11 protein-coding genes are annotated in these 12,606 nt (G+C 37.8%); 7 read left to right on the top strand and 4 right to left on the bottom strand.

The window, feature by feature from the left end:
- Window positions 1-64: 64 nt before the first annotated feature.
- From galE to I5M32_RS04240, 3 genes are read right to left on the bottom strand one after another with little or no spacing between them, the layout of a single operon-like run.
- Entirely contained in the window at window positions 65-1,093 is a 1,029-nt protein-coding gene (gene galE, locus I5M32_RS04250) for a UDP-glucose 4-epimerase GalE (RefSeq protein ID WP_200584945.1), read from the bottom strand.
- A gap of 2 nt (window positions 1,094-1,095) precedes the next feature.
- The gene (locus I5M32_RS04245; RefSeq protein WP_200584944.1) at window positions 1,096-2,088 is read right to left on the bottom strand and encodes a UDP-glucuronic acid decarboxylase family protein; all 993 of its coding nucleotides are present in this window, start codon (window positions 2,086-2,088) and stop codon (window positions 1,096-1,098) included.
- A 10-nt stretch (window positions 2,089-2,098) separates the two neighbouring features.
- Window positions 2,099-3,421, bottom strand: coding sequence for a UDP-glucose dehydrogenase family protein (locus I5M32_RS04240; RefSeq protein ID WP_200584943.1), 1,323 nt, complete (start codon window positions 3,419-3,421; stop codon window positions 2,099-2,101).
- A gap of 63 nt (window positions 3,422-3,484) precedes the next feature.
- Here I5M32_RS04240 and I5M32_RS04235 point away from each other — a divergent pair, with 63 nt between their 5' ends.
- From I5M32_RS04235 to I5M32_RS04205, 7 genes are all read left to right on the top strand, one after another.
- Window positions 3,485-4,723: a 3-deoxy-D-manno-octulosonic acid transferase gene (locus I5M32_RS04235; RefSeq protein WP_200584942.1), complete on the top strand. Its 1,239-nt coding sequence runs from the start codon at window positions 3,485-3,487 to the stop codon at window positions 4,721-4,723.
- A gap of 185 nt (window positions 4,724-4,908) precedes the next feature.
- Entirely contained in the window at window positions 4,909-5,322 is a 414-nt protein-coding gene (gene rpsL, locus I5M32_RS04230) for a 30S ribosomal protein S12 (protein WP_200584941.1), read from the top strand.
- Between the two features lie 19 nt (window positions 5,323-5,341).
- Window positions 5,342-5,809, top strand: coding sequence for a 30S ribosomal protein S7 (gene rpsG / locus I5M32_RS04225; protein ID WP_068823007.1), 468 nt, complete (start codon window positions 5,342-5,344; stop codon window positions 5,807-5,809).
- 107 nt (window positions 5,810-5,916) lie between these two features.
- The gene (fusA, locus tag I5M32_RS04220) at window positions 5,917-8,022 is read left to right on the top strand and encodes an elongation factor G (protein ID WP_200584940.1); all 2,106 of its coding nucleotides are present in this window, start codon (window positions 5,917-5,919) and stop codon (window positions 8,020-8,022) included.
- A gap of 142 nt (window positions 8,023-8,164) precedes the next feature.
- Window positions 8,165-8,470, top strand: a complete 306-nt coding sequence (rpsJ, locus tag I5M32_RS04215; protein ID WP_013633190.1) for a 30S ribosomal protein S10 — start codon at window positions 8,165-8,167, stop codon at window positions 8,468-8,470.
- A gap of 129 nt (window positions 8,471-8,599) precedes the next feature.
- Window positions 8,600-9,646, top strand: coding sequence for a Fic family protein (locus I5M32_RS04210; protein ID WP_200584939.1), 1,047 nt, complete (start codon window positions 8,600-8,602; stop codon window positions 9,644-9,646).
- A gap of 118 nt (window positions 9,647-9,764) precedes the next feature.
- A complete protein-coding gene (locus tag I5M32_RS04205) occupies window positions 9,765-10,592 on the top strand; it encodes an alpha/beta hydrolase family protein (protein WP_200584938.1) in 828 nt (275 codons plus the stop codon).
- 16 nt (window positions 10,593-10,608) lie between these two features.
- Here I5M32_RS04205 and ispG read toward each other — a convergent pair whose 3' ends face one another.
- Window positions 10,609-12,603 carry a (E)-4-hydroxy-3-methylbut-2-enyl-diphosphate synthase gene (gene ispG / locus I5M32_RS04200; protein ID WP_200584937.1) on the bottom strand — a complete coding sequence of 665 codons (1,995 nt, stop codon included), beginning with the start codon at window positions 12,601-12,603 and terminating at the stop codon, window positions 10,609-10,611.
- Between the last annotated feature and the right edge of the window lie 3 nt (window positions 12,604-12,606).

Below are 12,606 nucleotides of genomic sequence, written 5' to 3'. Positions count from 1 at the left end.
TATGAGATGATTTGCAAGTTTTCCATTCTAGAGGAAACTCACATCTCAATACTCACATCTAAATTTAAAAAGGATTTTCATTAATATATTTTTCCCATTCCCATGCAGATTTCATCATATCATCTACATTTAACTCGGCTCTCCAACCTAATGCTTCTGCAGATTTGGTTACATCTCCATAAACTTTTTCAATGTCTCCTGCCCGGCGTGGGCCAATGGTATAATTCAGTTTCTCGCCGGTTGATTTTTCAAAGGCGTTGATGATCTCTAAAACGGTAGTCCCTTTTCCGGTACCGATGTTAAAAACTTCATAATTATCAGAAGATTTACCTTCTTCCATACGTTTAATGGCCGCAACGTGGGCTTTTGCCAGATCAACTACATGTATGTAATCTCTAACGCAGCTTCCGTCTGGGGTGTTGTAATCATCACCAAAAACTGTAATTTTTTCTCTCTTGCCAATGGCTGTTTGTGTAACAAAGGGAATCAGGTTTTGCGGTATCCCGATAGGTAATTCGCCAATCAAAGCACTTTTATGCGCACCAACCGGGTTAAAATATCTTAGCGCAACAATATTGTAATTCTTGCTTACAGCGGCGGTTTCGGCTAGTATTTCTTCAGCAATTTGTTTGGTGTTGCCATAAGGAGATTCTGCTTTTTTTACTGGAGCCTCTTCTGTAACCGGTAAAACATCGGGCTGGCCGTAAACTGTGCAGCTACTAGAAAAAACGAAATTGATATTTTTTCCTTTATAAGAAGTTAATAGGTTTATCAAAGAAAAAAAGTTGTTTCTATAATATTCTAACGGTTTCTGTACCGATTCGCCAACGGCCTTAAAAGCCGCAAAATGGATGATTCCCTTAATATCTGGATTTGAATTAATGAAATCTGCCGTTTTGGCCTCATCACACAGATCAAACTGGTGGAACTCTGGCTTATTGCCAATGATTTTTTCGATCTGGTCTAGTATCTTTATTGATGAGTTAGAAAGGTCGTCAACAATTACAGGCGTGTAACCAGCATTATAAAGCTCAACAACAGTATGCGAACCTATAAACCCGGTGCCACCTGTAACTAAAATTTTATTTCCCATGTTTATTTGTTGTAATTTGTAAAGTCTTTATGATCAATTTTATCTAATTGTTCTTTTGATAAGGTTTTAAAATATTCGTAAGTAATTTTTAATCCATCGGCCCTGTTAACTTTGGGTTCCCAATTCAAGATCGCTTTAGCCTTGGTAATATCTGGGCGGCGTTGTTTAGGATCGTCTTGTGGAAGCGGTTTATAAATTACTTTTTGGTTTGTCCCCGTTAGTTTGATGATCTCTTCGGCAAACTGACCGATCGTGATCTCATCGGGATTGCCGATGTTGACTGGTTGTGCATAATCGGATAAAAGTAGTCTGTAAATCCCTTCAACCAAATCATCAACATAACAGAAAGAACGGGTTTGTGTGCCGTCCCCAAAAACGGTAAGGTCCTCGCCCCGCAACGCCTGACCGATAAAAGCAGGCAAAACCCTACCATCATTTAAGCGCATTCTTGGGCCGTAAGTATTGAATATCCTTACGATACGTGTCTCTACCCCATGAAATGTATGGTAAGCCATTGTTATTGCCTCTTGGAAACGCTTTGCCTCATCATAAACACCTCGTGGCCCAACCGGGTTTACGTTTCCCCAATATTCTTCTGGTTGCGGATTAACTGCTGGGTCGCCGTAAACTTCAGAAGTTGAAGCAATAATTAGCCTTGCGTTTTTCACTCGGGCCAAACCCAAAAGATTGTGTATTCCCAGAGAGCCAACTTTTAAGGTTTGGATCGGGATTTTTAGATAATCGATAGGGCTTGCAGGTGATGCGAAATGTAAAATATAATCCAATTCTCCCGGTACATGCACAAATTTGGATACATCATGGTGCGAGAACTCAAAATCTGGTAATTTAAAAAGGTGCTCGATATTGGCCAAATCGCCTGTGATCAGGTTGTCCATGGCAATTACATAATAACCTTCTTTTATAAAACGATCGCATAAGTGCGAACCTAAAAAGCCAGCTGCACCAGTGATCAATACTCTTTTTTTAACGCTCATTTTATCTGCTTTATGCTTCTTCTTGGCTTACCGTAGCCCTGCCAATACTATTGTAATAATATCCAAGATCGATCATTTTATGAAGATCATAAAGGTTTCTGCCATCAAATATTACCTTATTTTTTAATTTCTCTCCCATTTGTTTAAAGTCGGGATTTCTAAAAGCCTGCCATTCTGTAGCAATGATCAGGGCATCGGCACCTTCTAAGGCATGGTAGGCATTATCGGCGAAAGCCAAAACATCTCCTTTCAATTTCTTTACGTTTTCCATCCCCTCTGGGTCATAGGCAACAATTTCTGCTCCTGCTTTTATCAATTCATCAATAATATACAAGGCAGGGGCTTCGCGGATGTCATCTGTTTCTGGTTTAAATGCCAAGCCCCAAAGCGCAAATTTCTTCCCTTTTATATCGTTGTTGTAATATTTCAACATCTTTTCCACGATCTTCAGTTTTTGCGATTGGTTAACTTCCATCACAGCATCCAAAATCTTGAAATCATATTCGTATTCTTTGGATGAAAGTGCCAATGCTTGAACATCTTTGGGGAAACAGCTACCGCCATAACCAATGCCCGGGAACAAAAATCTTTTTCCGATTCGGTCATCGGCACCAACACCTTTACGCACCATATCAACATCGGCACCCACCAGTTCGCAAAGGTTGGCAACCTCGTTCATAAAAGTGATTTTTGTGGCCAAAAATGAGTTTGCGGCATATTTTGTAAGTTCAGAAGAACGCTCGTCCATAAATATAACCGGGTTTCCAGATCTTACATAAGGCGCATAAAGTTCTTCCATTAATTTTTTTGCCCTTTCACTCCTTGTGCCAACCACAACCCTATCTGGTTTCATAAAATCATCAACTGCAACTCCTTCACGCAAAAATTCTGGGTTAGATACTACATCAACTTCTACCAAGGTGTTTTCTTCAAAAGCTGCCCTTACTTTATCTGCCGTACCAACCGGTACGGTAGATTTTGTTACGATTACTTTATAATCGGTAATCAAATTTGCAATATCTTTTGCCGCACCCAAAACATAGCTCAAATCTGCTTTCCCATCGCCCCCGGGGGGCGTAGGTAACGCCAAAAATATGATAACGGCGTCTTTTATAGCTTCGGCAAGATCGGTGGTAAACTTTATGCGGCCTTGTTCTATGTTTCTGTGAAAAAGAATGTCTAAACCTGGCTCATAAATGGGCAAGATACCGCTACGCATTTTTTCTATCTTTTCTTGCACTATATCAACACAGGTGATATTGTTTCCGGTTTCTGCCAAACAAGTTCCTGTTACTAAACCAACGTACCCTGTTCCGATAACTGCTATCTTCATATTTAATTACTGTATTTTCTTAAATTTCTTTAAACTTGACGAAGTTAATAAATCGATAGATAAATGCCTATAATTTATAACATTGGGATTAAATTTTATTACTTTTTGATATGGGTGGTTTCTTTTTTTAACAAAAAGGCAAACTTATGGATCGAGGGGAGAAAGAACTGGAGGCTAAGATTTAAGCCAGACTCATCGAAAAAAAATATATGGTTCCATTTTGCATCATTGGGAGAATTTGAACAAGGGAAACCACTTTTACAAGCCCTTAGAAAAAGATTTATAGATAAAAAAATAGTGATTACTTTTTTTTCTCCATCTGGGTATGAAGTTAGAAAAAACTCGCTTCTGGGAGATCATATTCTTTATTTGCCTTTGGATACTTCAAAAAACGCCAAGGATTTTATCAAAATTTTTAATCCCGAAATGGCGTTCTTTAATAAATATGAATACTGGAATCATTTTTTTTTAGAACTTAAAAAGCAAGAAATCCCCCTTTACGTTACTTCATCAATTTTTAGAAAAGAACAACTTTTTTTTAAGCCTTACGGCGGATTTTATCGTAAAATTTTAGAATGTGTTACCCATTTTTTTGTGCAAAACCAAACTTCGGCAGGGTTATTAAAAAGTATCGGGTTAAATAATTTTACCATAAGTGGCGATACCAGGTTTGATAGCGTTACAGATTTGGCACAAAACAGAAAAGTCTTTCCATTAATTGATAAATTTAAAGGAGATAATAAACTATTTATCTGCGGGAGTACTTGGTTAGAAGACGAGAAACTGCTTTCTAATTTCATTTCAACATCGCCGAAAGGCTGGAAATTTATTTTTGCCCCTCATGAAATTTCTGAAACCAATATTAAAAACCTGAAAAAGTTATGCGCAGAAAAAGCGATGGGGTATTCTGAAATTGAAAGCACACCTGGAGTTGAAAAACGCAGGGTTTTAATCATCGATAATATAGGAATGCTTTCTTCATTATATGCTTACGCTGATGCCGCTTACATAGGAGGCGGGTTTGGCAATGGCATTCACAATACTTTAGAAGCAGCGGCCTACGCATTGCCAGTTGTTTTTGGGCCTAAACACCAAAAATTTAAAGAAGCAATTGATTTAGTTGCTTTAGAAGGGGGGTTTGCCATTAATAATCAGGATGAATTAAACAAAATTTTTAACCAACTTACTTTTGATGACGGTTTTAGAAAAAAAGCCGGGAGAATTGCTGGGAATTATATTAAAGAAAATGTTGGCGCAACCGGTATAATTATGAACGAGGTTTTTGATATGGGAACTACCTGAAAAAGAATTTTAGGATTATTCATCCGAAGCACTAAAAACATACATGATTAACCACTAAAAAAAATCCTTCAACCTATTGAAAATCAAAAAATAAAATCTTACTTTTGCAGTCCTTTTGCTTAGGTGGATTAAACTTCATAGTAAAAGACTTAACAATTTAACAATTAAATATTTAAAAAAGCTTAATGCCAACCATTCAACAATTAGTTAGGAAAGGTAGAGTAGCTCTGGAGGATAAGAGTAAATCCCCAGCGTTGGACAACTGTCCACAGCGAAGAGGTGTATGTACGCGTGTATATACTACTACCCCTAAAAAACCAAACTCTGCAATGCGTAAAGTTGCCCGTGTACGTTTAACAAACGGAAAAGAGATTAACGCTTACATCCCTGGAGAAGGGCACAATTTACAAGAACACTCTATTGTTTTGGTACGTGGTGGCAGGGTAAAAGATCTACCCGGAGTGCGTTATCACATCGTTCGTGGTGCATTAGATACAGCAGGAGTTGCAGGCAGGAATCAACGTCGTTCTAAATATGGTACTAAGAAACCTAAACCAGGACAAGCTGCGGCCGCACCAACAAAAGGTAAAAAGAAATAATTAAACGGAGGACAAGACAATGAGAAAATCGAAACCAAAAAAGAGAATCATCCTGCCCGACCCGAAGTTTAACGACGTTATGGTTACCAGGTTTGTAAATAATATGATGTTTGACGGTAAGAAATCTATCGCTTATGACATCTTTTACGGAGCTATTGAGATTGTGGAGACCAAAACTAGTGAAAACGGTTTAGAGCAATGGAAAAAAGCATTAGTTAACATTAGCCCAGCTGTAGAAGTAAAATCTAGGCGTGTTGGCGGCGCTAACTTTCAAGTACCTATGGAAGTAAGGCCAGAGCGCAAAATTGCGTTGGGAATGAAATGGTTAATTGGTTACAGTAGAAAACGTGGTGAAAAAACCATGACTGAGAAATTAGCCGGTGAGATCATCTCTGCTGCAAAAGGCGAAGGTGCCGCGGTTAAAAAGAAAGAAGATACCCACAAGATGGCAGAAGCTAACAAAGCATTCTCTCACTTTAGATTCTAGATTAGGGATTACACAGATTATAGGATTGCACAGATTTAAAACACCGATTTTTGTAAATAACTTGAATCGGTGTAATCTTTAAATCGGTAAAACCAAAAAAAAACAAGATGTCAAGAGATTTAAAATACACAAGAAACATTGGAATTGCTGCCCACATTGATGCGGGTAAAACAACAACTACCGAACGTATTCTTTATTATGCAGGTGTGAGCCATAAAATTGGTGAGGTACATGATGGTGCTGCAACAATGGACTGGATGGCACAAGAGCAGGAGCGTGGTATTACCATTACTTCTGCCGCAACCACTGTAAACTGGAAATACAGAGGAGACAATTATCACATCAATATTATAGATACCCCAGGACACGTAGATTTTACCGTTGAGGTAAACAGATCTTTAAGGGTATTGGACGGTTTGGTTTTTCTATTCTCTGCGGTTGATGGTGTTGAGCCTCAATCAGAAACTAACTGGCGTTTGGCAAACAATTATAATGTTTCTCGTATTGGTTTTGTTAATAAAATGGACAGAGCCGGTGCAGATTTTTTAAAGGTTGTTAAACAGGTTAAGGATATGTTAGGTTCTAACGCGGTACCTTTACAAATACCAATCGGTTCAGAAGATCAATTCAAAGGAGTAGTAGATTTGATCAATTGGAGAGGTATCATCTGGAACGAAGAAGATAAAGGGATGACTTTTACTGAAGTCCCAATTCCTGAAGATTTAGTTGAAGAGGCAAAAGAATGGAGAGAGAAGTTGTTGGAAGCAGTTGCCGATTATGATGAAACTTTGATGGAGAAATTCTTTGACGATCCAGAATCTATAACAGAACGCGAGATCTTAGATGCTTTACGTAAAGCAGTTATTGATGCTTCTATCGTTCCTATGGTTTGTGGTTCGTCTTTCAAAAATAAAGGGGTTCAAACAATGTTGGATTATGTGATGGAATTATTGCCATCTCCAATGGATCAAGAAGGCGTTAAAGGAACAAACCCTAAAACGGGAGAAGAAGTACTTTGCAAGCCTAGCGAAAAAGAACCTTTTGCAGCTTTAGCTTTTAAAATCGCTACAGATCCTTTTGTAGGCCGTTTATGTTTCATTAGGGTTTACTCTGGAAACCTAGAGGCTGGTTCTTATATCTACAATGCCCGTTCTGAGAACAAAGAACGTATTTCCCGTATCTTCCAAATGCATGCCAACAAGCAAAACCCAATTCCTAACGTAGGAGCAGGGGATATTGCAGCCGTTGTTGGTTTTAAGGATATTAAGACCGGCGATACGCTTTGCGAAGAGAAAAACCCAGTTGTTTTAGAGTCTATGAACTTTCCAGATCCGGTAATCGGTTTAGCTATTGAGCCAAAAACTCAAGCTGATGTTGATAAACTGGGTATGGCCTTAAATAAATTAGCTGAAGAAGATCCAACCTTCCGTGTTCACACAGATGAGGATTCTGGCCAAACTATTATCCAAGGTATGGGCGAGCTTCACTTAGATATTTTAATGGATCGCTTAAAACGTGAATTTAAAGTTGAGGTTAACCAAGGTGCGCCACAAGTTGCTTATAAAGAAGCTATTACCGGAGAAGCGCAACACCGTGAGGTTTATAAGAAGCAATCTGGTGGTCGTGGTAAATTTGCTGATATACAGGTGGTGATATCGCCATCTGAAGAGGGTAAATTAGGTTTAGAGTTTATTAACGAAATTTCTGGTGGTTCAATCCCTAGAGAATTTATACCTTCTGTACAAAAAGGTTTCGAAAATTCTTTACCAAATGGTGTTTTAGCTGGTTACCCTGTAACTGGGATGAAGGTAAGATTAATTGATGGCTCTTTCCATGCGGTCGATTCTGATGCCTTATCTTTTGAATTAGCTGCTAGAATGGCTTTTAGAGAAGCGTTGCCAAAATGTCGTCCTGTTTTAATGGAGCCGATCATGAAGATCGAAGTTTTAACTCCAGAAGAAAACATGGGTGATGTTATGGGAGATTTAAACAGAAGAAGAGGGCAGTTGCAAGGTATGGATACAAGAGCGGGAGCTCAAGTAATCAAAGCTTTGGTACCGCTTTCAGAAATGTTTGGATATGTAACCCAGTTACGCACCATTACTTCTGGTAGAGCAACCTCTACAATGGAATTTGATCACTATGAACCAGCTCCAAAAGGAGTACAGGAAGAAGTGATTGCCAAGGTTAAAGGAGCAAAAGCAAACGCATAGAAAGTTATAGGTTGTAAGTTTGAAGTTATAAGTGAAAACTTGGTGTACTTATAACTTACAGCCTAATACTTAAAACTTTCAATAAAAACAAACCCGTTTCTCGTTATAAATAGCTCTAACGAGGAAACATAAAACAAATAAAATGAGCCAAAGAATCAGAATTAAATTAAAATCTTACGATTACAATTTGGTAGATAAATCTGCCGAGAAAATCGTAAAGACTGTTAAACCTACTGGTGCAGTAGTTAGTGGTCCGATCCCTCTTCCAACAGAGAAGAAGATCTACACCGTTTTACGTTCTCCACACGTTAACAAAAAAGCAAGAGAGCAATTTCAACTTTGTTCTTACAAAAGGTTGTTAGATATTTATAGCGCATCGGCTAAAACCGTTGATGCTTTGATGAAATTGGAATTACCTTCAGGTGTTGAAGTTGAGATCAAAGTCTGATAGATTTTCATAATCTTAAAAAAGCCCTTTTCTATTAATATAGGAAAGGGCTTTTTATTTAAAATAACTTTCTAAATTTGATAATCGAAAATAAATGACTAAATTTGTCATGAATTTTTTTGTCATATAATGGAGAATAAAATTAAATCTGCAAGGATAAATAAAAAGCTTAAACTTAAAGATGTAGCTCATTCTTTAAACATTGACTCTTCATTGATAAGCAAATTCGAGTCTGGTACTAGAACACCAACTAGGGAACAAGTAATCAAACTTGCCCATCTTTTAGAAATAGATGCTCATGACTTATTAATAGATTGGTTAAGTGGGCAAGTTGTAGATCAAATTGGTTACGGTAATTTTGCTTTAGAAGTTTTATCTGTTGCAGAAGATAAGGTAAGATATTATAAGAAGAGTGAATTAAAATCTATTGATGACCTTACTAAAATTTTAGAAGAGATTGATGTTTTAAAGCAAAAGCTAAATCAATATAGAAATTTAGATAGTTATAAAATAACCGAAGCATTAGAATTAGAATATACATTTGAGAGCAACCGTATAGAAGGCAATACGCTTACATTAAAAGAAACAGATTTAGTGGTTAACGAAGGTATTACCATTTCTGGGAAAAGTATGCGAGAGCATTTAGAGGCCATTAACCATAAGGAAGCTATTATTTATTTAAAAGAGCTGATTGATAAAGATTCTGATTTTTCTGAAAAGGATTTGTTGTTGCTCCATTCACTTATATTGAAGGGTATAGAACCAAAATATGCCGGCAAATACAGGGATGTGCAAGTGATGATCAGTGGAAGCAAACATTTGCCACCTCAGCCTTTTATCGTAAAAAAACAAATGGAGGATCTGTTTTTTTGGTATGAGGCAAATAAGAACCATTTACACCCCGTGGTTTTAGCGGCAGAATTAAGTGAAAGGTTGGTTACCATACATCCATTTTTGGATGGTAACGGAAGAACGTCAAGACTTATTATGAATCTAATCTTGCTAAAAAACGGTTATGTAATCGCAAATATCAAAGGAGATTTTGAAAACAGGATTAAATATTACCAATCATTAGAAAATGCGCAGGTAGCTAATAAAAAGGAAGATTTTCATTTGTTTATTGCCCAAGAGGAACTGAATGCCATTAAAAGATATTGTGATATCTTGGGGATATGATTATTGCTCAAAAGAGATATTATAGATGGGGGTTTAAGATTTGCTTTTAACCCTGGTTAATGGCCCAAATTTCAAAATACAAGAATATTTAGCTAATTTGAAGATCATTTTGAAAACCATGTTTGAAAAAGAAACATTTGAAATTAAAGGAGCTGATGATCTTCCCATTATCGGGGATATTACTTATTCCAATTCTTATCCAGATTATCTGGTTATTTTTGTTCATGGATTTAAGGGTTTCAAAGATTGGGGCACCCACAATTTAACAGCCAGCTATTTTGCGGATAAAAGTATTTTTTTTCTAAAATTTAACTTTTCCCATAGTGGCGTTAAACCCGATGACCTATCTGACATTAAAGATTTAGAATTATTCTCTAAAAACACCCCATCTAAAGAACTGTATGATCTAGACAAGGTAATTGATTTTGCGGCAAAGAAATTCCCTCATCTACAGATTGTTTTATTGGGGCACAGTAGGGGCGGGGCGATCAGTATCTTGCAGGCCGCAAAAGACAATCGGGTTAAAAAACTGCTTACTTGGGCTGCTATTGGTAATTTTAGGGATTTATGGAATGACGAAGATGAGCCGGAATGGCGCAAAGCAGGAATACACTATATTTTAAACGGCCGTACCAAAGAGTTAATGCCTTTAGATATTTCTCTTTTAGATGATGTTCTAAATCATAAAAAAGAATTTGATCTAAATAATGCGGCCAAAATTATCCGTAAACCCTGGCTCATCGTTCAAGGAGAAAATGATGCTGCGGTTAAAGTAAAGGTAGCCGAAAAATTTCATCAAGACCAACCTCAAACTTCTAAATTGATGGTTGTGGAAGGGGCCAACCATGTTTTTGGGGCTTCTCATCCTTATAAAAAAGAAGTTTTGCCAAAAGATTTGGAAAAAGTTGTTTTGGCTTGCGCCGATTTTGTTAAAGCCGCTTACTAATATTTCTGGTTAAATATTATAAAATCTCCTTTTCTAACCAAATGCCGTCCTCTTTCATAATCCCGATCAAATCATCTAGGGCATTATCAGAGCTTACATTTTTCTTAACCACTTCTTTGCCCCGGTAAAGGGTTATTTTTCCTGGGCCAGTTCCTACGTAACCGTAATCCGCATCGGCCATTTCTCCTGGGCCGTTTACGATACAGCCCATGATCCCGATCTTAACACCTTTTAAGTGATCTGTTCTGCTACGTATCATCTGCGTGGTTTCTTGTAGATCAAATAAAGTGCGTCCGCAGCTTGGGCAACTTATATATTCTGTTTTAGAGATCCTAGATCTTGTAGCTTGTAATATCCCAAAAGAAGTAGAGACCCTAAACTTGGTAGAAACCTGTGGTGCATCTAACCAAACGCCATCTCCAAAACCATCCAATAACAAAGCACCCAGATCGGTTGCGGCATATAATTGGGTTTTTAATTCTATTTGATCCATCGTTTCGGTATCGCTAAAACCATAAGTTCTTTTGATAATTACGGGCGTATCTATCCCTAAATTCATCAACTTAAAAAAGAAGGCCCGCTGATCCATCATGCCATACTCGGCATCGGTTTCTAAAACAAAAACCAAAGTTTTATCAAAAGGTATTTTGCCAAAATCATCAGCCTCTAAATCTGCATATTTTACTTTTACCAAATTAAGCGCAAGGTCTTTTTGGCTTTCGCCGATGTACTCTTTAAGCGTAAATAAAGGATGGCAATTTGTTTTGATTTTTAGGTTTTTCCAAACGGGATAGTCATAAAGTTGCTTCAAATTACCCGGGAAATTAAAGGAAGGCAATTTATCCCCTAGATAGGCAAAATCAATAGATTGATCGCCCATATTATATTTATCCAAAATAGGGGAATAATTATATCCTGCTGCAGCCAGAATACTAACATCTTTAAGGTTTTGATCGGATAGGTCTAAAACCACCCGAGGCACTTGGTGGCCACCTATGAAGGTGTTTAGCTCTGCAGATTCTCTTTTGTTATATTCAAAAGGCGAATAGCCCGTTGGCAGGTCAAAATCTGGGTTTTCTAAATTTTCTTGATTTACTTGGGTACGGTTTTCGTAACGGAGAGCCAGTGCTTTTGCCACAGGGATTTCATATTCTGGCTCTTCTGTTAAAGAAACTCTGATGGTATCGCCCAAACCATCTTCTAACAAAGTGCCAATGCCAACTGCAGATTTTATCCTCCCGTCTTCTCCATCTCCTGCTTCTGTTACTCCTAAGTGTAAAGGATAATTCATTCCCTCTGCAACCATGGTTTTTACCAACAACCGATAAGCTTGCACCATAACTTGCGCATTGCTAGATTTCATGGAGATTACTAAGTTGTGATAATCCATGCCGTGGCAGATACGAATGAACTCCATGGCAGATTCTACCATCCCTTTCGGAGTATCGCCATACCAACTCATGATCCTGTCTGATAAGGAACCATGGTTAGTCCCGATTCTCATCGCGGTACCCTGTTCTTTACAGATTTCTACCAGTGGTGCAAATTTCTTTTTTATCCTAGCTAATTCTTTTTCGTAAGCCTCTGGCGTATAATTTAGTTCTTCAAACTTCTTTTTATCGGCATAATTACCGGGATTTATCCTTACTTTTTCAACAATTTTTGCCGCGAGTTCTGCGGCGTTAGGCGTAAAATGTATATCGGCAACCAAAGGTGTATGGTAGCCTCTCGCCAATAGGCCTTTTTTTATTTCGGTTAAATTTTGCGCTTCTTTTATGGATGGGGCGGTAATCCTCACATATTCACAACCGGCATCAATCATCCTGATGCTTTGCTCAATGGATGCCTCAGTATCCATTGTGTAAGCCGTAGTCATAGATTGAATACGGATAGGCTGCTTCCCTCCCATTTTTACCCCCCCTATGTTTACTTCTTGCGTTAAAAAACGAGAGTATTGGGTAATAGAATTACAGTATATTCCTTTTAAAGCTACTTTTGCTTCAGTATCCATCAA

The organism is Pedobacter segetis, assembly GCF_016623585.1.
GTDB classification, from domain to species: domain Bacteria; phylum Bacteroidota; class Bacteroidia; order Sphingobacteriales; family Sphingobacteriaceae; genus Pseudopedobacter; species Pseudopedobacter segetis.
This window is presented reverse-complemented; position numbering and strand designations above follow the sequence as displayed.